At 73.9% G+C, this 25,716-nt stretch carries 23 protein-coding genes and 1 pseudogene; 14 read left to right on the forward strand and 10 right to left on the reverse strand.

Annotated features, from left to right (window positions below):
- The first annotated feature begins 259 nt into the window (after nucleotides 1–259).
- Entirely contained in the window at nucleotides 260–2,356 is a 2,097-nt protein-coding gene (locus tag ACZ52R_RS25560) for a sensor histidine kinase (RefSeq protein WP_465754217.1), read from the forward strand.
- A gap of 107 nt (nucleotides 2,357–2,463) precedes the next feature.
- Here ACZ52R_RS25560 and ACZ52R_RS25565 read toward each other — a convergent pair whose 3' ends face one another.
- The 4 genes from ACZ52R_RS25565 to ACZ52R_RS25580 are packed head-to-tail and all read right to left on the reverse strand — an operon-like array spanning nucleotide 2,464 to nucleotide 4,263.
- The gene (locus ACZ52R_RS25565) at nucleotides 2,464–2,733 is read right to left on the reverse strand and encodes a hypothetical protein (RefSeq protein ID WP_465620751.1); all 270 of its coding nucleotides are present in this window, start codon (nucleotides 2,731–2,733) and stop codon (nucleotides 2,464–2,466) included.
- Between the two features lie 3 nt (nucleotides 2,734–2,736).
- Nucleotides 2,737–3,402, reverse strand: a complete 666-nt coding sequence (locus tag ACZ52R_RS25570) for a cupin domain-containing protein (RefSeq protein ID WP_465754218.1) — start codon at nucleotides 3,400–3,402, stop codon at nucleotides 2,737–2,739.
- 31 nt (nucleotides 3,403–3,433) lie between these two features.
- Entirely contained in the window at nucleotides 3,434–3,844 is a 411-nt protein-coding gene (locus ACZ52R_RS25575; RefSeq protein WP_465620755.1) for a hypothetical protein, read from the reverse strand.
- A complete protein-coding gene (locus tag ACZ52R_RS25580; protein WP_465620757.1) occupies nucleotides 3,841–4,263 on the reverse strand; it encodes a hypothetical protein in 423 nt (140 codons plus the stop codon). The genes ACZ52R_RS25575 and ACZ52R_RS25580 overlap by 4 nt, the downstream gene beginning before the upstream one ends.
- A gap of 379 nt (nucleotides 4,264–4,642) precedes the next feature.
- Here ACZ52R_RS25580 and ACZ52R_RS25585 point away from each other — a divergent pair, with 379 nt between their 5' ends.
- The 5 genes from ACZ52R_RS25585 (at nucleotide 4,643) to fahA (ending at nucleotide 10,966) form a co-directional block, all read left to right on the forward strand.
- Complete coding sequence (locus tag ACZ52R_RS25585; protein ID WP_465754219.1) at nucleotides 4,643–6,109, forward strand: phosphoribosyltransferase family protein; 1,467 nt, start codon at nucleotides 4,643–4,645, stop codon at nucleotides 6,107–6,109.
- 230 nt (nucleotides 6,110–6,339) lie between these two features.
- The gene (hppD, locus tag ACZ52R_RS25590) at nucleotides 6,340–7,554 is read left to right on the forward strand and encodes a 4-hydroxyphenylpyruvate dioxygenase (protein ID WP_360490287.1); all 1,215 of its coding nucleotides are present in this window, start codon (nucleotides 6,340–6,342) and stop codon (nucleotides 7,552–7,554) included.
- A 42-nt stretch (nucleotides 7,555–7,596) separates the two neighbouring features.
- Nucleotides 7,597–8,799: a homogentisate 1,2-dioxygenase gene (locus tag ACZ52R_RS25595; protein ID WP_360490289.1), complete on the forward strand. Its 1,203-nt coding sequence runs from the start codon at nucleotides 7,597–7,599 to the stop codon at nucleotides 8,797–8,799.
- The gene (locus ACZ52R_RS25600; protein WP_465620761.1) at nucleotides 8,796–9,749 is read left to right on the forward strand and encodes a hypothetical protein; all 954 of its coding nucleotides are present in this window, start codon (nucleotides 8,796–8,798) and stop codon (nucleotides 9,747–9,749) included. Before ACZ52R_RS25595 ends, ACZ52R_RS25600 begins: the two co-directional genes overlap by 4 nt.
- Nucleotides 9,746–10,966, forward strand: a complete 1,221-nt coding sequence (gene fahA, locus ACZ52R_RS25605) for a fumarylacetoacetase (RefSeq protein WP_465620763.1) — start codon at nucleotides 9,746–9,748, stop codon at nucleotides 10,964–10,966. Before ACZ52R_RS25600 ends, fahA begins: the two co-directional genes overlap by 4 nt.
- A 160-nt stretch (nucleotides 10,967–11,126) precedes the next feature.
- On the opposite strand, the pseudogene ACZ52R_RS25610 reads toward fahA, so the two are convergent.
- Nucleotides 11,127–11,453 (reverse strand): annotated as a pseudogene (locus ACZ52R_RS25610) (SDR family NAD(P)-dependent oxidoreductase); the annotation flags it as partial.
- A 30-nt stretch (nucleotides 11,454–11,483) separates the two neighbouring features.
- Here ACZ52R_RS25610 and ACZ52R_RS25615 point away from each other — a divergent pair.
- The 3 genes from ACZ52R_RS25615 (at nucleotide 11,484) to ACZ52R_RS25625 (ending at nucleotide 14,152) form a co-directional block, all read left to right on the forward strand.
- Nucleotides 11,484–11,954, forward strand: a complete 471-nt coding sequence (locus ACZ52R_RS25615) for a TetR/AcrR family transcriptional regulator (protein WP_465620765.1) — start codon at nucleotides 11,484–11,486, stop codon at nucleotides 11,952–11,954.
- Between the two features lie 193 nt (nucleotides 11,955–12,147).
- On the forward strand, nucleotides 12,148–13,227 hold the full coding sequence (locus tag ACZ52R_RS25620; RefSeq protein WP_465620767.1) for an enoyl-CoA hydratase/isomerase family protein: 1,080 nt from the start codon (nucleotides 12,148–12,150) through the stop codon (nucleotides 13,225–13,227).
- A gap of 133 nt (nucleotides 13,228–13,360) precedes the next feature.
- Complete coding sequence (locus ACZ52R_RS25625; protein WP_465662183.1) at nucleotides 13,361–14,152, forward strand: enoyl-CoA hydratase; 792 nt, start codon at nucleotides 13,361–13,363, stop codon at nucleotides 14,150–14,152.
- A 124-nt stretch (nucleotides 14,153–14,276) separates the two neighbouring features.
- Here ACZ52R_RS25625 and ACZ52R_RS25630 read toward each other — a convergent pair whose 3' ends face one another.
- Nucleotides 14,277–16,148, reverse strand: a complete 1,872-nt coding sequence (locus tag ACZ52R_RS25630; RefSeq protein WP_465662181.1) for an NAD-binding protein — start codon at nucleotides 16,146–16,148, stop codon at nucleotides 14,277–14,279.
- A 229-nt stretch (nucleotides 16,149–16,377) separates the two neighbouring features.
- Here ACZ52R_RS25630 and ACZ52R_RS25635 point away from each other — a divergent pair, with 229 nt between their 5' ends.
- Nucleotides 16,378–16,977, forward strand: a complete 600-nt coding sequence (locus ACZ52R_RS25635; RefSeq protein ID WP_360490301.1) for an HdeD family acid-resistance protein — start codon at nucleotides 16,378–16,380, stop codon at nucleotides 16,975–16,977.
- Between the two features lie 158 nt (nucleotides 16,978–17,135).
- On the opposite strand, the gene ACZ52R_RS25640 is transcribed toward ACZ52R_RS25635, so the two are convergent.
- Together ACZ52R_RS25640 and ACZ52R_RS25645 are read right to left on the reverse strand one after the other, a co-directional pair.
- Nucleotides 17,136–17,774 carry a DUF6461 domain-containing protein gene (locus ACZ52R_RS25640; RefSeq protein ID WP_465620772.1) on the reverse strand — a complete coding sequence of 213 codons (639 nt, stop codon included), beginning with the start codon at nucleotides 17,772–17,774 and terminating at the stop codon, nucleotides 17,136–17,138.
- 79 nt (nucleotides 17,775–17,853) lie between these two features.
- Nucleotides 17,854–19,329 carry a CoA transferase gene (locus ACZ52R_RS25645; protein ID WP_465620774.1) on the reverse strand — a complete coding sequence of 492 codons (1,476 nt, stop codon included), beginning with the start codon at nucleotides 19,327–19,329 and terminating at the stop codon, nucleotides 17,854–17,856.
- A gap of 161 nt (nucleotides 19,330–19,490) precedes the next feature.
- On the opposite strand from ACZ52R_RS25645, the gene ACZ52R_RS25650 reads away from it, so the two are divergent.
- Nucleotides 19,491–20,177, forward strand: coding sequence for an N-acyl homoserine lactonase family protein (locus tag ACZ52R_RS25650; RefSeq protein ID WP_360490727.1), 687 nt, complete (start codon nucleotides 19,491–19,493; stop codon nucleotides 20,175–20,177).
- Nucleotides 20,178–20,269: 92 nt separating this feature from the next.
- Here the strand turns inward: ACZ52R_RS25650 and ACZ52R_RS25655 are convergent, their stop codons facing one another.
- Nucleotides 20,270–21,457: a cytochrome P450 gene (locus ACZ52R_RS25655; protein ID WP_465620895.1), complete on the reverse strand. Its 1,188-nt coding sequence runs from the start codon at nucleotides 21,455–21,457 to the stop codon at nucleotides 20,270–20,272.
- A gap of 477 nt (nucleotides 21,458–21,934) precedes the next feature.
- On the opposite strand from ACZ52R_RS25655, the gene ACZ52R_RS25660 reads away from it, so the two are divergent.
- Nucleotides 21,935–22,843, forward strand: coding sequence for a hypothetical protein (locus ACZ52R_RS25660; RefSeq protein ID WP_465662179.1), 909 nt, complete (start codon nucleotides 21,935–21,937; stop codon nucleotides 22,841–22,843).
- A 279-nt stretch (nucleotides 22,844–23,122) separates the two neighbouring features.
- On the opposite strand, the gene ACZ52R_RS25665 is transcribed toward ACZ52R_RS25660, so the two are convergent.
- Nucleotides 23,123–23,431 carry a zf-HC2 domain-containing protein gene (locus ACZ52R_RS25665; RefSeq protein ID WP_465620778.1) on the reverse strand — a complete coding sequence of 103 codons (309 nt, stop codon included), beginning with the start codon at nucleotides 23,429–23,431 and terminating at the stop codon, nucleotides 23,123–23,125.
- Nucleotides 23,432–23,486: 55 nt separating this feature from the next.
- Between ACZ52R_RS25665 and ACZ52R_RS25670 the strand changes: the two genes are divergently transcribed.
- Together ACZ52R_RS25670 and ACZ52R_RS25675 are read left to right on the forward strand one after the other, a co-directional pair.
- On the forward strand, nucleotides 23,487–24,050 hold the full coding sequence (locus tag ACZ52R_RS25670; protein WP_465620779.1) for a sigma-70 family RNA polymerase sigma factor: 564 nt from the start codon (nucleotides 23,487–23,489) through the stop codon (nucleotides 24,048–24,050).
- 259 nt (nucleotides 24,051–24,309) lie between these two features.
- The gene (locus ACZ52R_RS25675; protein WP_465662178.1) at nucleotides 24,310–25,686 is read left to right on the forward strand and encodes an MFS transporter; all 1,377 of its coding nucleotides are present in this window, start codon (nucleotides 24,310–24,312) and stop codon (nucleotides 25,684–25,686) included.
- Nucleotides 25,687–25,716 lie beyond the last annotated feature (30 nt).

A 25,716-nucleotide genomic window follows, 5' to 3' on the forward strand; every position in this document is an offset into this window, starting at 1 on the left:
CCGGCTACTTTCCGTGACATGCTCGGAAGTCGTCCGCGTGGCGGGCGCGCGGGACGGATCCGGCCGGGCACCGGGACCGCGGTCAGGGACAGGATCCGAGACCGCTGCCTCAGGCGCCCAGGACACCGGGCCGTCGAAACTGGACCTGACGTGGTTCACGCCGCCGGCCGGGCCGGCGACCGACCGCGAGTCCGTACCGCCGGGGCCGCACCACCGGAGTCCACCCCCACCCGGCCCAGCCCGTCTGCGAGGTGGTGGCATGACCCCGGTGACCTCCGTCCGGCGCCGTACGCCGGCCCAACGGCAACTCACCGCCGCGGCAGTCGTCACGGCGGTCTGCCTCGTCGCCGCGACGCTGTGGATCTGCTACGTGCTCGTGCACCTCGGCGATCCGAACGTGCACCTACCGCGCGACGAACTCGCCATCCTGGTCTACGCCCTGCCGACCGCGGGCGCGGGCATGCTGCTGCACGCCCACCGCCCGGGCAGCCCGCTCGGTTGGGTGATGCTGGTCTACGCCCTGACCGACATCCTGCAGTTCACGGCGGCCGCGCCCGTCTGGGTCGAGGTCACCGACCCGGGCATCGTCGGCGCCGCGGCCGCCCTCGACGCGCTCTGCAGATCGATCAACGTGACGCTCTTCTACGTGCTCCCGCTCTGGCTGCCCGAAGGCCGGCTGACGACCCGGCGCTGGTGGTGGTACATCGCGGCCGTGGCGCTGTTCGTGGTCCCGGAGATGTCCCAGCGGCTCGCCCAGCCGAAGGCCTTCGGGCGCCCCAACCCGCTCGCCGGCAACCCGCCGGCGCGCTTCTTCGGCGACGCCACCGACCTGCTGGGCGGACACGACCTGCTGGTCAGCGAATGCCTGATCGGGATCGTGACCGTCGTCCTGCTGACCCGCCTGCTGCGTCCACCCCGCCGGGTGGGTGACGAGGGCGAGCTGCGACGGCACCGGCTGCGGGTGGCGGCGATGCTCGGGGCCTACCTGCTCTGGGCCGGGATGCAGGACATGTACTCGCGGACCTTCACCGAGCACTACTGGATCAGCTATTCGCTGTTCGCCGCCTCGGGTCTGGTGTGGGCGGTCGCGGTGGCCTTCCTGGTCGTCCGGGACCACGGCTGGCGGCTCGACCGGGCGGCCCGCAGCGTGCTGATCGGACTCCTGCTGGGCACCGGGGTCACCGGACTGTTCGTGGTGGCCGCCGCCGTCCTCTCCACCTGGCTGCTGCCGGGGCGCGGCGGGGCGGCCCTGCTGCTGATCGCCCTGATGTACGCGCTCGGCGCGACCCTGCCACGAGCGGCGCGGCGGGCCGTCGCCCTGGTGGACCGGCTGTACTACGGCGAGCGCGCGCAGCCGTACCAGGTACTGCGGACGCTCGCTGGGCGGGTGCGCCAGGTGGTCGACCCGGCGCAGTTGCCAGAGGCGCTGTGCGCGACGGTCGCCGAGGAACTTCGGCTGCCCGGGGTCACCCTCGCCGTCACCACCCGGGCGGGGCTGCGCACCCTGGCCACGGCCGGACGGCTGGACGGGCGCAGCCAGGACTTCGCGCTGGTCCACAACGGGCTGCCGATCGGCGAGTTGACCGTCGGGCTGCGGGCGGGCGAGGAGCGGCTGGAAGCCAGCGACATCGACATCCTGCGCTCGCTCGCCGACCAGGCCTCCCCGGCCGTCGCCTCGCTGCGGCTCCAGGAGGACCTGCAGGCCAGCCGGGAGCAGATCGTCGCCGCGCGGGAGGAGGAGCGGCGGTGGCTGCGGCGGGACATCCACGACGGGCTCGGACCGGCGCTGGCCGGGTTGCGGCTGCGGGTGGACAACGCGGCCACGTCGGCGGACGAGGGGCTCGCGGACACGCTGCGCGGGGTCTCGGACGGCCTGGGCATGACGATCAAGGAGGTCCGGCGGATCACCGACCGGCTCGGGCCGGCGCCGCTCGGCGAGTTCGGGCTGACCCGGGCGGTCCGGCAGTTGGCGGACACCTTCGGCGGGACCGGGCTGACCGTGACGGCGGAGCTGTCGCCGGAGCCGCTGCCGGAGCTGTCGGCCGCCGTGGAGGTCGCGGCGTACCGGATCACGGCGGAGGCGCTCAACAACGTGCTGCGGCACGCCCGGGCGCGGACGGCGCTGGTGACGGTGCGGGTGGACGACGAGGCGCTGACGTTGACGGTGCGGGACGACGGGGTGGGGTACCGGCCGGACGGCGACTCGCCGGCGGACGGCAGCGGGGTGGGGCTGCGGTCGATGGCGGACCGTGCGGCGGAGATCGGCGGACACTGCTCGATCCGGCCGCTGCCGTCGGACCGGGGCACGCAGGTCCTGGCGGTGCTGCCGCGCTCGGCGGCGACGGATCACAGATGACAGGGGACAGGGGACGGACGACAGCGAACAGCTGACAGATTTCGAAAGCTGAAATCTGTCAGCTGTTCGCTGTCATGTGTCAGCTGTGATCAGCCATTGGGAGTCGGTCAGGCACCGGGAATGGGCGGCTGCGCGCAGGTACCGGGCTGGCAGCCGATGCCTCCGCCGCTGTCCGGTGTCGGTGTCGGCCCGGGCGACAGCGCATTGCTTCCGCCCGTCGCCGGCGTCGGCGACGAGCAGGCATGGCGCACAGCCGTGGCCGCCGCGATCACGCCCGCCAGTACGCCTGCCGCACAGATCGCCGTGGTGATCGGGTTCGTTGCCATGAGGTGGTACTCCTGGTTCTTCCAGGTGACCGACCAAGGCCGATCGGTCACGTCTCAACTCTGCGGACGGATACGCCCCGAGCGCATGGGCTCGGCGTCCCATTCCGGTCCCGGTTCGGCGCCCGGGGCACCGATCCGGCCCAGCACGGCGGTGACCGGCTTGCGCGACCCGGCCCGGAGGCCGTACCGCTCCTTGGCCCTGACGTAGACCAAGTCTCCGGGGTACACCGGCACTTCGCCGAGGTCGCCGAGGAAGACGCCGACCCCGGAGAGGACCAGCAGGAAGGCGTCGGCCGCCCGGTCCTCGTACGGTCCGCAGAGGCCGCCGGGGTCGAGGTCGACGGTGCTCACCTCGACCTGCCGCCAGGCCCGGGCGGACTCCGGGCCGCAGCGCTGGGCCGGGATGCCGCCCCGGGACGGGGTCGGCCGGACGGTGAGCACGGTGGTCGGCGCGCCCCGGACGGCGGTGAGCCGGCAGCTGCTGCCGGGCCGGTGGTGCAGGGCCTCGCCCGGGGAGAGGGTCCGGCCGGCCGCGGCCAGTCGGCCGGAGAGCACCACGCTGACCGACTCCGCCGACTCGTAGGGAAGCTGGTCGGTCCGGACGCCGGGCGGGAGGGTCTCGACGGTCAGTCCGGCGCGGACGGAAGGCCGCTGCTCCGGGTCGATCAGCCGCCGGAAGACGGGTGCGGTGCAGGGGAGGGCGGCGGGTACGACGATCACGAGGGGTCTCCTGAGACGGAGGGGTGGGGGTTCAGGGCCGGTCGCGGCGGGCGGCGCGGCGCCGGGCCAGGGCGGCCCGGGTGCCGGCGCTGTGCCGGGGGACGGCGAGCGTGAGGCAGAGCAGTTCGGCGCCGAGCGGCCCGGCTTCGAGGTGCAGCGTGCGGCCCCGGCGGGCCAGCAGCAGATCGCCTTCGGAGGCCAGGTGGTCGGGCTCGTCCGACAGTTGGCCGACCACGGTGGCGCCGCGCAGTACGTGCAGCACGGTCTCGGCGTCGGGCCGACCGGTCAGCTCGTGGTGGGCGCCCGGGCTCAGCCGCAGGTGGTCGAAGGCCTCGCAGGCGCTGGTGAGCATCGAGCGCCTGGCCAGGGAGCGGATCCGTACGCGTTCGCCGTTCGGGCCGAGGACGACCATGGCGGCGCCGGTGTCGGTGGTGACGATCATGCGGGTTCATCTCCGGTCGAGGAGGTGGGGCGGCCGGCGGGGACGGTCAGGACGGCGTGGAAGTACTCCATCCCGGCGGTGCCGGCGGTGAGGACGGTCCGGGTGCCGAGCGGGAGGACGACGGCGGTGCCCTCGACGAGGGGGATGCCGGAGTCACGCGGCTCGGCATCACGCGGCTCGGCGTCGTACGACTCTGCGTCGGCCGGCGGGGCGTCCCGCCGTACCGCGTTCTCGGGCGGTTCGGCGAGGCCGGAGCCGGCCGTGATGTAGAGCGCGTGCTCGACGCCGTCGGCGGCCACCTCGGTGCTGTGACCCGGTTCGAGCCGCTGCAGGCCGACGCCGCGCAGCGGTCCCGCGAGCAGACGGCCGGGGTCGACAGCGCCGCGTCGACGCAGGTCGGTGATAACGGTGCCCGGCATGTCGGGCGCTCCTTCCGGTCGTCGGCGGGCCCTCCGGTCCGCCTCTGCGATCCACGGTGCGCCGCCCGCTGTCCCGCCCACACGGGGGTTCCGTCCCGTCCCGCTCCCGGCCGGATCCCGGCCCGATCCCGATCCCCTCCCGTCCCGCTCCCGGCCGGGTCCCGGGCCGAACCCGGTTGGATCCCGGGCCGAACCCGGTTGGATCCCGACCCGTCCCGGGCCGTCCCGGGCCGAACCCGCCCTGGTCAGGGGCCTCTCCCGGCCCTGCACCGCCCCTCCCGGCTCGCTGCGGCACTCCCCGTCCCGCCCCGGGACGCCCCCGTCCGCCACCGCACCCGAATCGCCGGGAACGACGTACGGTGGAACCGGAGGCCGTGTCATGCACGTCACCGGAACCCACTTCACCCACTTCGCCGACCGCACCGACGCGGGTCGGCGGCTGGCCGCGCGCCTCGCTCACGTCGGCGGCCCCGAGACCGTCGTCGTGGCGCTGCCGAGGGGCGGGGTGCCGGTGGCCGCCGTGGTGGCCCTGGCGCTCGGAGCGCCGCTGGACATCTGTGTGATCCGCAAGCTCGGGGTGCCCTACCAGCCCGAGCTGGGCATGGGGGCGATCGGCGAGGACGGCGTCCGGGTGCTGAACGAGCAGGTCATCCGGCTCGCCTCGGTCACCGACGACCAGCTGGCCGCAGTGGAGCGGCGCGAGCGCACCGAGTTGGAGCGCCGGGCCCGCCGCTACCGGGGCGACCGTCCGCCCGCGGACGTGCGGGGGCGGACGGTGGTCGTGGTGGACGACGGCATCGCCACCGGGTCCACCGCCCGGGCGGCCTGCCGGATCGTCCGGGCGCGCGGCGCGGCCCGGGTGGTGCTCGCGGTGCCGGTGGCGCCCCGGGACTGGACGGACCGTCTCGAGGAGGTCGCCGACGAGCTGGTCTGCGTCGACACGCCGTCCCCGTTCTTCGCGATCGGCGAGTTCTACGCCGACTTCTCGCAGACCGAGGACGAGGAGGTGCTGCGACTGCTCGCCGAGGCCCGGAGCCGAGAACGAGACCGGGGGCAGGAGCAGGAGCAGGACCGGGACCGCGACGCCCCGCCCGCCGTCGGCGTGGACCGCGAGCTGGTCCTGCCCGCCGGCGGGGTCCGCCTCGCGGGCCGACTGACCGTCCCGGTCGGCGCGCGCGGTGTCGTGGTCTTCGCGCACGGCAGCGGCAGCGGCCGGCACAGCCCGCGCAACCGGTACGTCGCCGAGTTCCTGAACCGCGCCGGGCTGGCCACGCTGCTGTTCGACCTGCTCACCGAGGCCGAGGAGCCGGACCGCCACAACGTCTTCGACGTGGGACTGCTGGGCTCCCGCCTGACCGCCGTCGCCCGGCAGCTGCACACCGAGGACGGCCCCGCATCCGGGTCCCGCACCCCGTCCGAGAGCAGTGCGGCACCCGAGAGCGGCGCCGTGCCCGAGACCCGGGGCCTGCCGCTGGGCCTGTTCGGCGCCAGCACCGGCGCCGCCGCCGCGCTGCACACCGCCGCCGAGCTGGGCCGGGTCGTGCGCGCCGTGGTCTCCCGGGGCGGCCGCCCGGACCTCGCCAGCGCCGAGGTCCTGGGCCGGGTGAGCGCCCCGACGCTGCTCGTCGTCGGCTCCCTGGACACCACCGTGCTCGACCTCAACCGGCAGGCCGGACGCCGACTGCGCTGCGAGAGTGAACTGGCGGTGGTGCCGCGCGCAACCCACCTGTTCGAGGAGCCCGGGACCCTCGACGAGGTCGCTGAGCTGGCCCGGGACTGGTTCCTGCGCCACCTCCGCGGGTCCGAGCCCGGGGCCGAGCCCGGGGCCGGGGCCGAGAACCCGTGAACACCGATTGCGCAGACTTCGCGCATCACCCCGGATCGGCAGCACATTTTGCGCAGTGCGAGACGGGAAATCCTGGCCAGCTTGTACACATTGAGCAGTGAAAAACCGACCTGTTGCCCAACCACCCCGACAGGAGCAAGCTCTCCGCAACCGCACCGCCCACCCATCCGCGGTGCGGCCGCGATCCAGCGGGAGCCTCAAAGCCGAGGCCCGAAGTGGAGGAACGAGCGATGACCACGCAGTCCCACGCCCTTGAGCTGACCCCCGAGGAGCGCGAGGCCGGTCTTGACGCCGACCAGCTGCGCCGCCTCGTCGGCCTCGTCGAGCACGACCAGGCCGCCGATCCGTTCCCCGTCACGGCCCAGGACGCGGTCGTCTTCGTGGTCGGCAACGCCACCCAGACGGCCCAGTTCTACCAGGTCGTGTTCGGCATGGAGCTGGTCGCCTACTCCGGCCCGGAGACCGGCCGCCGCGACCGCAAGGCGTACGTACTGCGCTCCGGCTCGTGCCGCTTCGTGATCAAGGGCGGTGTCCAGCCGGGCAGCCCGCTGCTGGACCACCACCGCCGCCACGGCGACGGCGTCGTCGACCTCGCCCTGGAGGTCCCGGACGTCGACAAGTGCATCGAGCACGCCCGCGCGTCCGGTGCCACCGTCCTCGAGGAGCCGAACGACGTCTCGGACGAGAACGGCACCGTGCGCCGCGCGGCCATCGCCACCTACGGCGAGACCCGCCACACCCTGATCGACCGCTCCCGCTACCACGGCCCGTACCTGCCGGGCTACGTCGTCGCGGAGAGCAAGGTGAAGCACCCGGAGGGCTCGCCCAAGCGCCTCTTCCAGGCCCTCGACCACGCCGTCGGCAACGTCGAGCTGGGCCGGATGGACGAGTGGGTGTCGTTCTACAACCGCGTCATGGGCTTCGTGAACATGGCCGAGTTCGTCGGCGACGACATCGCCACCGAGTACTCCGCGCTGATGTCCAAGGTCGTCGCCAGCGGCAACCACCGGGTGAAGTTCCCGCTGAACGAGCCGGCCATCGCCAAGAAGAAGTCCCAGATCGACGAGTACCTCGAGTTCTACACCGGCCCCGGCTGCCAGCACATGGCGCTCGCCACCAACGACATCCTCACCACCGTGGACGTGCTGCGGGCGCGCGGCGTGGAGTTCCTCAACACGCCGGACGCCTACTACGACGACCCGGAGCTGCGCGAGCGGATCGGCAAGGTCCGCGTGCCGATCGAGGAGCTGAAGAAGCGCGGCATCCTGGTCGACCGCGACGAGGACGGCTACCTGCTGCAGATCTTCACCAAGCCGATCGGCGACCGCCCGACCGTCTTCTACGAGTTCATCGAGCGGCACGGTTCGCTGGGCTTCGGCAAGGGCAACTTCAAGGCGCTCTTCGAGTCCATCGAGCGCGAGCAGGACCGCCGCGGCAACCTGTGAGCGTCGGAGAGCTCTGACGACCGGTCGAGGAGGACCACGGAGATGGCGTACTACCGGCAGCTTGGCAGCATCCCTCCCAAGCGGCACACCCAGCACCGCACCCCCGAAGGGGGGCTCTACTACGAGGAGTTGATGGGCGAGGAGGGGTTCTCCTCGGACTCCTCGCTGCTCTACCACCGGGGCATCCCCTCGGCGGTGGTCAACGCGGTGCCCTGGGAGCTGCCGGACCAGTCCACGGTGCCCAACCACCCGCTGCTCCCCCGCCACCTCAAGCTGCACGAGCTGTTCGCGGGCCAGGAGTGGAAGTCCGCGGACGTCGTCGGCAGCCGTCGGCTGGTCCTCGGCAACGGCGACGTGCGGATCTCGTACGTCGCCGCCGGGGCCCCCAGCGAGCTGTACCGCAACGGGCTCGGCGACGAGTGCGTGTACGTGGAGTCCGGCTCCGGCACGGTCGAGACGGTGTTCGGCTCGATCGAGGTCGGCCAGGGCGACTACGTGATCATCCCGCGCGCCACCACCCACCGCTGGGTGCCGGCCGGCGACGAGCCGCTGCGCGCGTACTGCATCGAGGCGAACAGCCACATCACCCCGGTCAAGCGGTACCTGTCCAAGTACGGGCAGCTGCTCGAGCACGCGCCGTACTGCGAGCGGGACTTCCGCGGGCCGGTCGGCCCGCTGCTGGCGGACGCCCCCGGGGACGTCGACGTACTGGTCAAGCACCGTGGGCCGAACGGGATTTCGGGCACCCGCTACACCGTGCCGCACCACCCCTTCGACGTGGTCGGCTGGGACGGCTGCCTGTACCCGTACGCCTTCAACATCAGCGACTTCGAGCCGATCACCGGGCGGATCCACCAGCCGCCGCCGGCTCACCAGGTGTTCGAGGGCAACAACTTCGTGATCTGCAACTTCGTCCCGCGCAAGGTGGACTACCACCCGCTGTCGATCCCGGTGCCCTACTACCACGCCAACGTGGACAGCGACGAGGTCATGTTCTACTGCGGCGGCGACTACGCGGCCCGCAAGGGCTCGGGCATCGGCCAGGGCTCGATCTCGCTGCACCCCGGCGGGCACACCCACGGGCCGCAGCCGGGCGCCTACGAGCGCAGCATCGGCGCGGAGTTCTTCGACGAGCTCGCGGTCATGGTGGACACCTTCCGCCCGCTGGAGCTCGGCGAGGGCGGCCGGGCCGGCGAGGACCCCAACTACGCCTGGACCTGGTCCGGTCGGGGGCCCGGTCGATGAGCGCGCTGCCTTCGGGGGGCGTCATCCCCGAGCTGTTCCACGGACTCTTCGACGACGCGGCGGTGTTCCCTCCGGGGAACCTGCCGCTCGTCGAGGCGGTGCCCGCGCACCGCGCCCACCGCGCGGCCTGGTACGCCGAGGCGGTCGGCCCGCTCCTCTGCGGGGCGGGCCGGCTGGGCGAGTTGGCCGAGGCGGTGGCGTCCGACCCGGCGGGGGCGTCAGACGCAGCGGTGGCGTCCGACTCGGCCGGGGCTTCCGACACGGCGAGGGCGGGCGGCTCGGCAAGGGCGGGCGGCGCGCCGCTCAGGGTCGGGCTGGTGCTGCCGGGGGGCAGCGCGGAGCTCGCCCAGGCGCTCGCCGCCGCCGCGCCGTTCGAACTGGCCGGCGTCGAACTGGCCACCCGGGACGCCGCCGAGGCGGTCGCCGAGTTGGACCGGCTGCTACCGCCGCACGTCCCGGCCGCCGTCGAGCTTCCGCGCGAACTCCTGCACGGGGACGAGCTGGACGCCGTCCTGGACGTGCTGGTCGACAGCCCGTACCGGGCGAAGTTCCGCACCGGCGGACTGGTCGCCGAAGCGTTCCCGGACGAGGCGGAGCTGGCCGCCTTCCTCACCGGCTGCGCGCGGCGCGGACTGCCGTACAAGTGCACCGCCGGGCTGCACAACGCCGTCCGGCACACCGACCCGGAGACCGGCTTCGAGCACCACGGCTTTCTGAACGTCCTGCTGGCCGCGCAGGAGACCGACCGGGCCGCGGCCGCGGCGGTGCTGGCGGAGCGCGACGGCGAGGTCCTGGCCAAGGCGGTACGTGCACTGACGGATCGTCAGGTTACGGTGATCCGCAACTCGTTCACCGCGTTCGGCACCTGCAGCATCGCCGAACCCCTGGGCGACCTGGCCGCGCTCGGCCTGCTGTCGTCGCCCATTCCACCGCACCAGGAGGACCGTTGACCACCCCCCGCAGCTGGCTCGCCGGCGCCCAGGACTCGCCGTTCGGCCTGCACAACCTGCCGTACGGCGTCTTCACCGCCGCCGACCAGCCCGGCCGGCGCCGGATCGGCGTGCGCGTCGGGGACTTCGTGCTGGACGCCGGGGCGGCCGCCCGCGCCGCCGGTGCGCCGTCCGTGCTGCTGGACGCCGACTCGCTCAACCCGCTGATGGCGGCCGGGCGTCCGGTCTGGACCCGGGTGCGGGCGGACCTCACCACGTGGCTCACGGACGAGTCCTTCCGCGAGGCGCTGTCGCCGTCGCTGCTGCCGGTCGACGAGGTCGAGCTGCACCTGCCGTTCGAGGTCGCCGACTACGTCGACTTCTACGCCTCCGAACACCACGCCACCAACCTGGGCCGGATCTTCCGCCCGGGTTCGGAGCCGCTCACGCCGAACTGGAAGCACCTGCCGATCGGTTACCACGGGCGGGCGGGCACGGTCGTCGTCTCCGGCACGCCGGTAGTGCGGCCGCACGGGCAGCGCAAGGCGCCCGCCGACCCCGCGCCGAGCTTCGGGCCGACGCGCCGGCTGGACATCGAGGCCGAGGTCGGCTTTGTCGTCGGCACGCCGTCAGAGCTCGGCAAGCCGGTCGTGCTGGACGACTTCCGCGAGCACGTGTTCGGCGTCTGCCTGCTCAACGACTGGTCGGCGCGCGACATCCAGGCCTGGGAGTACGTGCCGCTCGGCCCGTTCCTCGGCAAGTCCTTCGCCACCTCGATCTCGCCGTGGATCGTCCCGCTGGACGCACTGCAGCACGCCCGGGTCACGCCGCCGGAGCGCGACGTCGAGCCGCTGGCGTACCTGGACGACCGGGGCGGCGAGCCGTGGGGCCTGGACCTGGCGATGGAGGTCCGGCTGAACGGGCACCTGGTCTCCCGCCCGCCGTTCGCCACCATGTACTGGACGGCGCAGCAGCAGCTCACCCACATGACCGTCAACGGCGCCTCGCTGCGCACCGGCGACCTGTTCGCCTCAGGGACGGTCAGCGGGCCGGAGGCGGACACCCGGGGCGCGCTGATCGAGCTGACCTGGAACGGCGAGGAGCCGCTGAAGCTCCCGGACGGCACGACCCGGACGTTCCTGGAGGACGGCGACGAGGTCACCATCACCGCCACCGCGCCCGGCCCGCACGGGATCGCGGTCGGGTTCGGCGAGGTGACCGGGCGGGTGCGGGGGTAGCGGCGGGCGCCCTCCCCGGCAGGGATCGGGCGACAGATGACACGTAACGGATGACAGACAACGGATGACAGCTGACAGATTTCATCATCTGTCAGCTGTCATCCGTTTCCGGACCCGCTTCCGTCCCCGCGCCCGCTTCCGTCCTCGCGCCCGCTTCCGCCTACAGTCCCGCGCCGCCGGTGGCGTCGATGACCCGGCCGGTCACCCGGCGCGCGCCGTCGGAAGCGAGGAAGGCGACGATGTCCGCGATGTCCTCCGGCTGCCCGACCCTGCCGAGCGCGGCCACCGAGGCCGCATGGGCCTCCGCCTCCGCGTTGCCGCGCAGCCAGCCGGCGTTGAGGTCGGTGTCCACGATGCCGGGCGCGACCGAGTTCACGGTGACCCCGCGCGGGCCGAGCTGCTTGGCGAGGTTGAGGGTGAAGGTGTCCAGGGCCCCCTTGGTCGCGCCGTAGGCGATGATCTCCGGCATCGCCAGCCGGGCGGCGCCGCCGTCGCCGACCTGACCACGGCCATGGGCATGCGCCCCGGCAGCCTGTACGCCGCATTCGGCGACAAGCGCTCGCTGTTCGAGGAGGTGGTCCAGCAGTACGGCCACTCCCCCGTCGGCGAGTTCGCGGCCGTCGCACTGGAGGAGGAACCCACCGCCTACGGCGCCTTCGCCCGCATCCTGCGCGAGGCCGCCGCCATCTACCCCGACCCGTCCCACCCGGCAGGCTGTCTGGTGATCTCCGCCGCCACCAACGTCTCCGCGCAGGACGCCGGGATCCAGGACCGCCTGCGCGACCTGCCCAACGAGAACACGCGGGTCTTCGAGGCACGGCTGTGCCGGGCCCGGGAGGACGGCGAACTGCCGCCCGAGGCCGACCCGAAGGAACTGGCCGGCTACCTCGCCACCGTCATCCAGGGCATGTCGCAGCAGGCCCGGGACGGCGCCACCGCCGCCGAGCTGGCCCGCACCGCCGAACTCGCCCTGCGCGCCTGGCCGTGAGGGGACCGGCCCCGCACTCCCGGTCCAGTCCGGCCCAGTCCGGCCCAGTCCGGCTCAGACCAACTCGGCCCGGCCCGGTGATCACAACTCCGCACCGCCCCCGGTACGGTGGGCGGCGAAGCGAACAGCGGAAGGCGGCACCCGTCGCGGGACGGCGGACGTCGACATCACCGAAGGGACGGGAGCGAGCCCGATGAGCACAGCGGTGGCGGAGGTCCAGACGTTCCTGGACAGCAGGGTCGGACGGATCGTGCTGAACCGGCCGCGGGCGCTCAACTCGCTGACCCACGACATGATCACCGCCCTTCGGGCAACGCTCGACGAGTGGGCCGCGGACGACCGGGTGCGCACCGTCGTGCTGACCGGCGCGGGCGAACGCGGCCTCTGCGCGGGCGCCGACATCCGCGCCATGCACGACGACGCGAAGACGGGCGGCGCCGGCACCCGGGCGTTCTTCCGCGACGAGTACCGGCTGAACGCGCTCATCGCCCGGTACCCGAAGCCGTTCGTCGCGGTGATGGACGGCATCACGATGGGCGGTGGCGTCGGCCTGTCCGCCCACGGCGCGATCCGGATCGTCACCGAGCGCTCCACGGTCGCGATGCCCGAGACTCGGATCGGACTCGTGCCGGACGTCGGCGGCAGCCGCCTGCTCGCCCACGCCCCGGGCGAGTTGGGCATCCACCTCGGGCTCACCTCGGCCTCGATGGGCCCGGGCGACGCGCTGCTGTGCGGGTTCGCGGACCACTACGTGCCCTCGGCGCGGATCCCGGAACTGCTCGACGCCCTCACCCGCGGCACCGACCCGGCCACCGTGCCCGACCCCACGACCGCCGACGTCAACGCCGTCGTCGCCGCGCACGCCGAGCCCGCGCCGCCCGCCGCCCTGGCCGGGCAGCGCGCCTGGATCGACGCCTGCTACGCGGCCGACACCGCCGAGGAGATCGTCGAACTCCTGCTGAACTCCGGCGAGCCGCAGGCGAAGGAGGCCGCCGAGCTGGTTGTGGCGAACTCCCCCACCGCCGTCAAGGCCACCCTGGCCGCGCTGCGCAGCGCCCGTACGCTCCCGTCCCTGGAAGCCGTGCTCGACCAGGAGTACCGCGCCTCCTGCGCCGCGCTGGACGGCCACGACCTGGTCGAAGGCATCCGCGCCCAGGTGATCGACAAGGACCGCAACCCCCGCTGGGAGCCCGCCACCCTGGCCGGGGTGACGGAGGTGGACGTCGCCCGCTTCCTCGCCCCGCGCGAGGGCGACGAGCTGGGCCTGGCCTGATCTCCGCGTCCGCACCGCCCGTGACCGGCGTCTCGCATGTCAAGACTGGCGCGAAACAGGGCGCGTCGTAGATCGTTGGGTGGTCAGGGCGCGCCCGCGCGGCGCCGAGCAGCGGACATGGGAGTCGACGGCGATGACCGAGACCGAGACCGAGACCTACGAGACGATCCTGGTCGAGCGCAAGGGCCGGGTGGGGCTGATCACGCTCAACCGGCCCAAGGCGCTCAACGCGCTGAACACCCAGCTGATGAACGAGGTGGTCGCGGCTGCCACCGCCTTCGACCGGGACCCGGAGATCGGCTGCCTGGTGATCACCGGTTCGGAGAAGGCCTTCGCGGCCGGCGCCGACATCAAGGAGATGCAGGGCAACGCCTTCCCGGACGTCTACCTGGACGACTGGCTGGGCCCGTGGGACCGGCTCGGCGCGCTGCGCAAGCCGGTGGTGGCGGCGGTGGCCGGGTTCGCGCTGGGCGGCGGCTGCGAGCTGGCGATGATGTGCGACATCCTGCTGGCGGCAGACACCGCGAAGTTCGGGCAGCCGGAGATCAAGCTCGGCGTCCTGCCCGGCATCGGCGGCTCGCAGCGGCTGACCCGGGCGGTCGGCAAGGCGAAGGCGATGGAGCTGTGCCTGACCGGCCGGATGATGGGCGCCGAGGAGGCCGAGCGAGCCGGCCTGGTCTCCCGCATCGTCCCCGCCGACCAGCTGATGGCCGAGGCCCTGGCCACCGCCGAGACCGTCGCGGCGATGTCCACCCCGGCGGCCATCATGCTCAAGGAGAGCGTCAACCGCTCCTTCGAGACCACCCTCGCCGAGGGCGTCCGCTTCGAACGCCGCCTCTTCCACGCGGTCTTCGCCACGGCGGACCAGAAGGAGGGCATGGCGGCCTTCGCCGAGAAGCGCCCGCCGTCCTTCATCAACCGCTGACGGGCGACGCCTGACGGACGGCGGACGACGGACGACGTTTGGCAGCTGACAGCTGACAGATTTCAGATGATGAAATCTGTCAGCTGAAATCTGTCGGCTGTCGGCTGTCACCTGTTGGCCGTGCTCACTCCTCCGCCCCTGCCTCCGCTTCTGCCTCCAGTTCCTCCTCCAGCGCCACCGTGTTCAGCCGGGCGAGCCCGCTGCGGGTGGCGGCGACCACGATCCGGTCGCCCGGGGAGAGCCGCCGGGTGCGGTCGGGTAGGCCCCACTGCAGCTGCGAGCCGCGGGCGAAGCGGACGGCGATCACCCGGACCCCGCCCTCGTCCTCCAGGTCGTGCCGGTTCAGGCCGATCAGCCCGCTGCCGTCCTCCACCGTCAGCTCGGCGATCAGCAGCACGTGCCGGAACACGGACAGCGTCCCGCGCACCTCGCGCCCCATCAGCGCCGCCGCGAAGGCGGGCGCGGCCAGGTAGGAGACCGACCGCGAGGCCGCGTTGTCCAGCGTCTTGTAGAAGTGCCCGGCGAAGTTGTCGTCGAACAGCCGCACCACCACCCGGACTTCGGGATTGCCGTGCCGGGCCTCCAGGGCCGCCTCCAGGTTGGTGGCGTCGTCGCCGCTGACCGCGACCAGCGCCCGGCTGTGTTTCAGCCGGGCCCGGCGCAGTTGCTCCTCGAACGGGCCGTCGCCCATCACGACCGGGATCCCGAGGGCCCGGACGGCGGCGACGCCGCGCGCCTGCGGGTCCCGTTCCATGCAGACCACCGGCACGCCCAGGTCGTGCAGCTGGGTCGCGACCCGGGTGCCGACGTTGCCGAGCCCGACGACGATCACGTGGTCCCGGGTGCCCGCCCCCGGGTTGCGTGGCTGGCCGCGCCGTCCGGATCCCAGCACCTCGACCGCGATGGCGGTGGCGACCGGCGCGAAGGTGATCCCGCAGATGGTGATCACCACCTGCGCGGACCGCTGCCAGAACCCGCCGGTGCCCGTCCCGGCGGCGATGTCGGCGAGCTGGTCGGGCTGAGCGGCGCCGGCCAGGTCGAGCAGCGAGATGTAGACGGTCCAGCCGAAGTCCCGGTTGAGGTACCAGAGCACGCCGAAGGACATCAGCACCGCGGCGAGGGCGGTGAGCAGCACCAGCCGCATCCGGGCGCTGGTGAAGAAGCGCATGGTGTCGAGCAGCCGCCAGCGCAACCGCCGCCGCCAGCCGATCGGCTCCCGGGGCTCGATCGGCAGTACCTGCAGTGCGGCGCTGCCGCCCGGCTCCTCCTCCTGTCCGGGACCAGCCGCAGGTCCGGGATCGGCTGCGGGTGCCGGTTCGCGCCGTACGCCGCCGGGGCGGATCGGCCCGTCGTCGCCGAACTCGCGGGCGAGCCGGACGAATTCGGCCGAATCGCCCTGCTGCTCGGGCAGCAGCCGGATCTTGCCGAGGTCCTGCCGGTCGATCTGGTCGGCGACCACGCAGACCCGGTCGGAGGTGATGGCATCGTCGAAGGCGATGTGCAGGTAACGTCCGTCGATCTCGACCGAGTTGGGCCGCCCGAGCGCGGCGGCGGCGAAGGCCGGGGCGGCGGTGGCCGATCCGGAGAGCGCGGTGCCGTTCTTGAGCAGCCGTTCGATGTTCTCGCCGAGCCGTTGGTTGAACATCCGGAACACGATGCGGATGTCCGGGTTGTGGTTCTGGGCGCTGAGCGCGGCGTGGATGTTCTCCTGGTCGCTTCCCTCGACCAGGGCGAGCCCACGGGCGGTGCCGATGGACACCGCGCGCAGGGCCTCGTCGGTGATGCCGGCGTACTCCACGACCGCGGCGACACCGTCGAGTTGCTCGATCTGCGGCGCGTGGTCACGGGTCCGGTCGGCGACCAGGACGACGACCGGGACCTCGTAGTGCTCGACGAGTTCCAGGATCAGTCGGTGTGCCAGCGCGTTGCCCCCGCAGACGATGTAGTGCTGGCTGATCGGCTCGACCGGAGGGGTCCCCCACCCTTCAGAAGTCATACCGCCAGATGGTATCGACAGCGAGTGTCCGGAGGATGTCGTTCCGGTGATCGGGGCGGATCCTCCGAACGGCCGTATCCGGCGCGCGGACCGGTGGCGGCGCGGAAAGGCTGGGGTTCGTCTTCTGCCCGTCAACCCGCCCAGTCCGCAAGCCCGCAAGCCCGCAAGCCCGCCCAGTCTGCCCGACCCACTCAGCCCGCAGACCATTCAGCCCGAGGAGTACGCCACCGTGGTCTCTCCGATCATCACCCCCGACGGTTCCCCGGTCCAGGGTCCGCTCGGCATGCTCGCCAAGGCCGCCTGGCAGATCCTGCTGGCCGCCGGACTCGTCTCGCTCGCCCTCGGGATCGTGGTCTTCGCCTGGCCCCAGGAGACACTGCTGGTGGTGGGCGTGCTGTTCGGTCTCTACCTGCTGGTGATCGGCGTCGTGCAGCTGGTCGCCGCGTTCGGCACCCACGCCACCACCGCGCTGCGGGTGCTGGCCTTCATCAGCGGCGCGATCTGCGTGCTGCTGGGACTGCTCTGCTTCCGCAGCGCGGTGCAGTCGCTGCTGCTGCTCGCGCTCTGGATCGGAATCGGCTGGCTCTTCCGCGGCATCACCCAGCTGGCCGCCGCGATCTCCGACCCGCTGATGCCGGCCCGCAGCTGGCAGGCCTTCGCGGGCGTGGCCAACACGCTGGCCGGCGTGCTGCTGATGGTCTGGCCGGTCGGGTCGATCACCGCGCTGGCCGTGCTGGCCGGCTGCTGGCTGGTGATCCTGGGCGTGGTCGAGATCGTGACGGCGATCCAGGTGCGCAGCCGCGCCAAGCAGCTCCCGTCCGGGGTCTGAGCAACGCAGCTCCGACCGGCGAACCCTTGCGCAGCTGGTCCCTGACCGGCTTGTCCCCGGCCGGCGAAGCCCTTGAGCAGCTGGTCCCTGACCAGCCGCTCTCCAGCAAGCGGCCCCGGAGGCCGCCGCCTCCGGCCGGAGCCGTCCCCCCGCCCCCGTTACGGGCGAGGGGCGTAGCCGAGCCGGAAGGTGGCGGCCTCCAGCCGTTCCGGGGTGAGCCGGACATCGGTCAGCCGCTCGGCCAGCGCGAACGCGGCCTCGGTGTGCAGCTCGTACCGCTCGCCGTCGAGCTGGAAGCCGCAGGCGGCCATCAGCTCGACGGTGCCCGGGGCGTCGGCGTCCGAGCCGTCCCGCTGGTCGGCGAAGAGCGGCTCGAACCGGAGCCGGCAGCCGCTCTGCTCCCACCAGTTGAAGTGGTCCTCCGCCATGGCGCCCCGGTAGTGCGAGACCAGCCGGGTGCCGTCGGTGAGGGCGGGGATGACCTCGTGCAGGCTGCCGAGGTAGCCGTACGGCTCCACCGCTAGGGCCCAGCCGTCCAGTTCGGTGACGGCGACGAGCAGCCGGTCGTCGTCCTCGCCGAGGAGGGCCTTGGCCTCCTCGTCCTCGCCGTCGTCGAAGGTCTCCCAGGCCTCGACCACCGTGTCCAGCCCGGTGACCTCGCGGCCGGGCACGGCGTCGAAGCGGCGCAGCAGTTCGTCGGCGGCGATCCCCTGGACGTGAGTGAGGCAGTAGGCCTTGCCCAGGACGGGGTAGCGCTGGTCGAACCAGGTGTAGTCGGTGGCGTGTGCGGCGGTCATGCGCAGATGCTGTCAGACGGCTCTGACAGCGACCCCGCCACCCCGGCTGAGAGCCGGCCCTGGGCAGTGCCGCCCCGGCTCAGAGCCAGGCCGGTGCGTCCGTCCCCCAACGCCCGGGCGGGCGCGACCAGTCGGCGGGCGCACCCTCGTAGCCGATCGGCGGCAGGGCGTGGCGCAGCCGCCCGTACGCGGAGTCCGTCTCGGCGAGCCACCGGGACGGGTCGTACGGCTCGGCGGTCCCACCCGGTACGGCGGCCTCCCGTTCGATGCCGTGCAGCAGCCAGGCGGCGGTGCCGGCCAGGGAGAAGCGCAGGTGGCGGCCGCCGGGGCGGCGGGTGCGCTGCTCGGTGAGGGCGCGCAGGACGGCGGCGGCGACGAGGTAGCCGGTGCCGTGGTCGAGGGCTTGGGCGGGCAGGACGCCGGGGTGGCCGTCGGGGGCGGCCTCGTGGGCGGCGATGCCGACGCCGGCCTGGACCAGGCTGTCGAAGCCGCGCCGCCCGGCCCACGGGCCGGTCCAGCCCCAGGCGCAGAGCTGGGCGACGATCAGGTCGGGGCGGCGGGCGAACAGCGCGTCGGGGGCAAGACCGTGGGCGTCCAGGGCGCCGGGGCGGTAGCCGGTGACGACGACGTCGGCGGTGGCGAGCAGTTCCTCGAAGACGGCCCGGTCGGTGGGCTCGGCGAGATCGAGGCGGGCCGAGCGCTTGCCGAAGCCGGTGTCGGCGTGGGCGTCCTCGGCCTCGGGCAGCCGGGGCGAGTCGATGCGCAGGACGTCGGCGCCGAGCAGGGCGAGGGTGCGGGTGGCGACCGGTCCGGCGATCACCCGGGTGAGGTCGAGGACCCGGACCCCGGCGGCGGGCCGGTCGACCGGGGCGTCGCCGAGCGCGCGGGCGGGCGCACCGCCGGCACCGGCGGTGGCGGTGGCACCGACTTCCCGGTACTCCACCAGGGGGTGCACGGCCGAACTCACCGGCGCGACGGCCACCGCGAGCGCCCCCGCCGCGTACGCGCGCTCCTGGACCTGCTCGGCCGGCAGTTTGCCGAGCACCTCCGCGAGCTGCTCGGGCCCGGCGTCCACGGCGAGGCCGAGGGCGGCCAGCAGCCGGGTGCGGTGGTGCGGGTAGTTGGCGTGGGTGCGCACCCAGCCGTCGGCGGTGCGCCAGAAGCCGGAGTGCGGGGCGAAGCTGACGGGCGTCCGGCCGTCGATCGTCAGGTGCCGCTCGCTGACGAAGGCGGTGGCGACCGCGCCCTGGTCCACCCGGACGGCGGGGACCGGACCGCCGCTGCGGAGGGCGGCGAGCTCGGCGGCGGCGAGCGAGCAGACGGCCACGGTGGCCCGGGCCAGGCGCCGCACCGGCAGGCCGGAGGGCAGGACGTCGTCCGGGCCGTGGAAGCGCACCCGCGCCGGCAGGTCGGCCGGTCCGCCGAGGGCCGTCCAGGCGTCGACGGTGGGACGGTCGGCGGGCTCACCCCCGGCGTTCACCGCGTTCACGGCCTTCACGCCCTTCACGGCGTTCACGGAACGGACAGGTCCTGCGGGCAGCGGACGATCAGTCATGCCCGGCATTGTGCTCCCTTTCCCGGGTGCCCGCCGTGACGCCCGCCACCAGCACCCGGCAGCGCCGCGGAGGCCGGGTAGGGTGCGAACCGGGGGCCGCGGCGGCCACCCGTACGGGGGCAGAGCGACGCACCACGACACGGGGGGATGAAGTGAATGTGATCCGCCGCCTCGAACTGGGGTATTTCGTCCGGCCGGCCTCCGAGGTGGGCGGCCCGGAGCCACGGGTGGAGCCGGTGCTCGCGTACCTGGTCCGGCGCCCGGAGGGGCTGCTGCTGTTCGACACCGGGATCGGCGGCGGCGCGCCGGAGACCGAGGCGCACTACCGCCCGGTCCGCCGTCCGCTGCCGGAGGCGCTCGCCACGGCCGGGGTCTCCGTCGCCGACATCGACCTGGTGGTCAACTGCCACCTGCACTTCGACCACTGCGGCGGCAACCCGCTGCTCGCCGGCACGACCGTCCTGGTCCAGGCGAGTGAGCTGGCCACCGCCCGGCGCGGCGACTACACCATCGACGCGCTGGTCGACTTCCCCGGCGTCGAGTACCGCGAGCTCGACGGCGAGGCGGAGGTCTGGCCCGGCGTCCGGGTGCTGCCCACCCCCGGCCACACCGAGGGCCACCAGTCGCTGCTGGTCGAGCGCCCGGGCGGCGGCCCGGTCCTGCTCGCCGGGCAGGCGTACGACTTCGCCACCGAGTACGGTCAGGCGCTGCTCGCCCGGCGGGCGGCGCGCGAGGGCGTGGCGGCGCCGCTGCCCGGCTACCGCGCCTGGCTCGACCGCGTGGCGGAGTACGGGCCGCGCCGGGTGCTGTTCGCGCACGACCACGCGGTGTGGGAGCCGGGCGAGTAGCCGTACCCGATGCCTCGGCACCCGGGATGTCGAACCCCGCGGACCGCTCAGAAGGTGATCAGAAGACGGTCAGAAGACGGTCAGAAGTCGGTTCAGAAGGCGAAGCCCAGCGAGCGGACCCGGTGGTCGAAACTGGACGGGACGAGCTCCGGCTCGCCGACCGAGCGCGCCTCGGGCAGGCGGGTGAACAGCTCCCGGAACAGTGCCGTCATCTCCTGCCGGGCCAGGTGCGCGCCAAGGCAGTAGTGCGGGCCGCCGCCGCCGTAGCCGAGGTGGGGGTTGGGCGTGCGGGTGATGTCGAAGGCGTCCGGGTCGGGGAAGACCGCGTCGTCGCGGTTGGCCGAACCGTAGAACAGGGCGACCTTCTCGCCCGCGCGCAGCAGGGGACCGCCGGGGCCGCCGAGCTCGTGGTCGACGGCGACGGTCCGGTTGAACTGGATGATCGGTGTGGCGTGGCGGACCATCTCGTCCACCGCGCCGCCGAGCCGCCCGTCCAGGTCGGAGAGGAGCAGGGCCCGCTGCTCGGGGTGGACGGTCAGCAGGTGCAGGCCGTGGGCGAGCGCGTTGCGGGTGGTCTCGACCCCGGCGACCAGCAGCAGGGTGAAGAAGGCGCCGAGCTCGCGGCCGGTGAGCCGGCGGCCGTCCACGTCGGCGGTGACCAGCGCGGAGATCAGGTCCTCGGCCGGTCGGCGCCGCCGCTCCCGGCCGATCCCGGCCACGATGCCCTGCATGCGGGCGAGCGCCCGCAGCCCGCGCCCGGGCGCCCGCAGCCGGTGGCGCAGCGAACGGGCCACGCCGATGTCCGCGGAGGTGCGGTTGACCAGGTCGAGGATGGCGCGGCGCGGCTGCTCGGGGATGCCCATCATGGTGCAGATCACCCGGAACGGGAGTTCGGCGGCGACCGCGGTCACGAAGTCCTCCGGCCGGTCCCGCTCGACCCGGTCGACCAGGGCAGCACTGATGCGCCGGACGTCCTCCTCGACCCGGCCGAGCAGCCGCGGCGTGAACGCCCGCGAGACGATCCGGCGCAGCTGGGCGTGGCGGGGGTCGTCCAGGTTGACCATCGAGTCGCCGAACAGCAGCCGCACCCAGCGGGCGGGGGCGGGGGTGGTGACGCCGGGGCCACTGAGGAAGACGGCGGGGGTGCGGCTGGCCTCGACCACGTCGGCGTGGCGGACCAGGGCGTGGAAGCCCTTGCCGGTGGCGCGGTCGCCGAAGAACACCGGGCCGGGGCGGCGGCGCAGCTCGGCGAAGGCGGCGGCGCGGGCGGGGGCGGGCAGCCGCCAGAAGCGGGGGTCCGCGAGGTCGGCGAGGTCGGCGGTTCCGGCTGCTTCGGGGGTCCCGGCTGCGTCGGGCGTACCGCTCGCGTCGGGGGTCCTGGCTTCCTCGGTGGGCGCGCCCGAGTCGGCGGGCTTGGCAAAGTCGGCAAAGGACTCCGCGGGTTCCCTCGCGGCTCCCGTCGGGGCTTCGGCTGGGGCTTCCGTCGGGGTCGTCGGGGTCTCCAAGGCCGGACCTCCCTGCTCTGGACGTCGTCGCTCCGACACCTACGGAACGCACCGGCTCGTGCACATCTAGTGAGCAAGCGGTGAGTTCTTGTCAAACCGCACCGATGGTCGTACGAGCGGCTGTTCGGGTCGGCGCGCCGGGGAGGACGGCGGCCGAGCGGGCCGCCGGGCGGGCGGCCGCGCATGGTCTCACGGGCCGGAACCGGCCATGACCGGAGGGTGCGGTACGGACCGGGCGGGGTGGGTGCGACGATGAGTGCCATCGTGATGACCGACCGGATCCGCCTGCTGCGCGCCGCGGTCTTCGCCGCGCTGTGCGTGGCGATGGCCGCCACCGCGCACGTCGCCATGGCCGGATCCGGGGTCTCCCCGACGGTGCTGGCCGGCGCGTTCGGGGCGGTCCTGGGGCTGACCTGGCTGCTCGCCGGCAAGCGGCGCGGGCTCGGTGCGATCAGCGTCTGGATGATCGCCGCGCAGACCGCACTGCACCAGCTGTTCGAACAGGCCGGGGCGCTCGGCCGAGGGGGCGGCGGCCTCGGCCGCCTCGCCACCACGGACTGGGCCGCCCTGCTGCTCTGCAACCCGGACCGCGCGCCCGGCGGTCTCTCGCCGGTCGAGCTGGCCCGGATGGCGGGCATCGACCCGGACGTGCCGCCGACCGCCGGCAGCCTGCGCCCGATGGCCGGAATGCACCACGGTGCCGCGGGGGCAGGGGCCTCCGCCGACGGGACGGCCATGGGCATGGGCCTGCCCGGGATGGCGGGGATGCCCGGCATGTCCCACCCGATGCCCGGAGGCATGTCCGACCCGACGACGGGCGGCCTGACGCACGACATGGCGGGCGGCATGTCCCACGGCATGTCCCACGGCATGTCGCTGGGGATGGCCGCCGCCCACGTGCTGGCCGCGCTGGCCTGCGCGCTACTGCTCTGGCGTGGTGACGCGGCACTGGTGCGGCTCTTCGACCTGCTCGGCGCGTTCGGCGCCGTCGTCGCGGGCGCCTTGCTGCTCCCACTGCTGGCGCTCTTCGCGCGCCCCTTCGACTACCGGGCCCCGGCGCCGCCCAGGCCCGCCGACGACCGAGCCCGGCCGCCCCGGTCGGTGCTGCTCACGCATGCCGTGGTCCGGCGCGGGCCGCCGGCGTTCGCCCTCGCCTGCTGACGCGCCCGCCGCCGCAGTCCCCCGGCCGCCTCCGGCCCCCGGAACCCCGCGACGGGCAGGTCGCCCTGCCGCACGGCCGTGCCTTCCACCGCCGTACCGCCAGGGCGCGGGCCCGCGTCCACCGCCGCGCATCCCGGCTCTCCGGGAGGCACGGCATGCCGCGCGGCCGCCCACGGACGCCGACGGTGCCGCCCTGAGCGGCACCGTTCCCAGCCTTCCCCTCGGGACCTTTCCATGCCTGACTACGACGGCGCACCGGCCCCGGCCGGCGCCACCGTCCTACCGCTCCGTGGCCTGTGGGCCTTCCGGAGCGCGACCGCCCGGCCCCTCGGCCGGCCCGATCTCCGTCAGCCCGATCTCCTTCAGTCCGGCGTCCTTCAGCCCGGCGAGCAGGCGGGCCGACCACTCCGGCGGCGGCCCGTCGGCGGCGCCCGCCCGGACGTGGCCGCGCAGCAGCTCCGCCCGGTCCAGCCACTCCCGGCAGCCGGTGCAGCGCGCAACGTGCTTGTCGAGCCGTGCCTGCGCCAGACCGCTCGGTTCGCCGTCGAGCCGGGCGGACAGAGCGGTACGGAACTGCGCGCATCTCATATGCCCATCGTCCCGCACGACCACCGAGGCGGGACCGGCCGGGTCGGAGGCCGCCGTGGATGACGAGCAGCTCACCGCACTCGCACTGACCGCCCGCTCCGGCCGGGCGGCAGACGTCGAGGCCTTCGTCCGCGCGACCCAGCGCGACGTCTGGCGCTTCGTCGCCCACCTGACCGACGTGCAGTCCGCCGACGACCTCGCACAGGAGACCTTCTTGCGCGCACTACGCAGCCTGCCCGCGTTCGCGGGGCGCTCCTCGGCCCGCACCTGGCTGCTCTCGATCGCCCGGCGCACGGTGATCGACCGCTACCGGATGGCCGCCGCCCGGCCACGCCTCGCGGCACTGCCGGACTGGCAGGAGGCGGCGGAGCGACAGAGCGGCGTGCCGGGGGCCGGATTCGAGGACGGCATCGCACTCGACGACCTGCTCGACCGGGTGCCCGCCCAGCGGCGGGAGGCCTTCGTCCTGACCCAGGTCGTCGGGCTGAGCTACGCCGAGGCGGCCGAGGTCGCCGGCTGCCCCGTCGGCACCGTCCGCTCCCGGGTCGCCCGGGCACGGGAGGAACTGATCGCGCGCCTGCGGGCGGCCGAGGCCGTGGAGCTCGTGGCCGCCTGCTGAGCGGCGACGGCGAAACAGCCGACAGATGACAGATGACAGATGACAGATGACAGATGACAGATGACAGATTTCGAAATCTGTCGGCTGTCGGCTGTCGGCTGTCGGCTGTCGGCTGAAATCTGTCACTCGTTCGCTGAACACCGCCACCGAAAAATTCCCCCAAGCGTTCGGAACCGGAGCCGTCGCGCCCCCGACTGCTGTACCGGACCCCGCCGCCGGGGCGGTGTCCGGTACGGCAGAACGGGAACGGAGGGACTCCATGGCAGCGCAACAGCCGACGGCCGCCGACTCACTGACGGGCAGTCAGCCACAACCTGTCGACCGCTGGAGCCTGGTCGTGGCCGCGGGCCTGCTCTCGTTCGTCGCGATGCTCGACATGAACGTGGTCAACCTCGCGCTCACCGACATCTCGGCCGGCCTGCACGTCTCCCCCGGGGTCGCCCAGTGGGCCGTTCTCGGCTACCAACTCCCGCTCGTCGCACTCCTCCTGCCCGCCGGACGGTGGCTGGACCAGGTCGGCACCCGGTCCGCGCTGCTGCTCGCGGTCGGCTGCTTCGCCGGTTGCAGCGTGCTGGCGGCCGCGGCCCCGTGGGCGGGCTGGCTGATCGCGGCCCGGCTGCTGCAGGGCGCCTTCGGGGCCGTCCTCTTCGTCCTGATGCCGGTGCTCGCCGCGACGTCCGTCCGATCCGAGTTGCGCGGGCGGGCGATGAGCGTGCCCGCGACCCTCGGACCGCTCGGCGCCGTGACCGGTCCGGTCGTCGGCGGCCTGCTGCTGGACCACCTCGGCTGGCGGGCGATCTTCCTGGTCAAGCTGCCGGTCTGCCTGGCCGCCGTGCTGATCGTGCGGCGGCACGCCCCGCGGCGCGGCGGGCTGCGCCTGCCCGACCGGGGCTCACTCGGCGACGCCGCCCTGATCGGTGGTGCCATGGCCGCCGTCCTGCTCGGGCTCACCCTGGCCCCGGAGGCGCCGCAGTGGCTCCTGCTGGCGCTGCCCGCCGCGCCGCTGGTGCTGCTGTGGCTGCGCCGCCCCGGCGGCCGGCCGGTGGCCGAGGTACTGCGGGCCGCCGGGACCGCCGGGGTCAACGCCTCGGTGCTGGCGCTCGCCGCCGGCTTCGCGGCCTGCCACTACCTGCTCGCCCAGCACCTGCGCGGCCCTCGGGGCGAGAGCGCCACGGCCACCGCGCTGACCATGCTGGCGTTCCCGCTCGGCATGGTGCTGGCCGGGCGGGTCGGCGGCCGACTGGCCGACCGTTGGGGCGCCCGACCGACCGCGCTCACCGGCGCCGCCGTCACCACTCTCGGCCTGGCCCTGCTCGTCCCGCTGGACGCCGGCTGGTCCGCCCTCGACATCGCCGCCCGGCTCGCCCTCGCCGGTGCCGGGATGGGCCTCAACGGCGGCCCCACCCAGGCCCTGGTGATGACCGCCTCCCCGCCCGGAAGGCTCGCCACCGCCGGGTCCGCCGTCCAACTCGCCCGCAGCCTCGGCTTCGCCCTCGGACCGGCCCTCGCCACCGCCGCCGCGTCGGCCGGGAGCCGCGACACCACCGGGACCCGCGCCGGGATCGCCCTGGCCGCCGCGGTCGCGGCGACCGCCGTCGCCCTGCTCGCCCTGCACCGCCGCCGCCCCACGACCTGACAGTCCGCGCACCGTACCGAAGGACCACCC

It is taken from the genome of Kitasatospora sp. NPDC034023 (genome assembly GCF_055575795.1).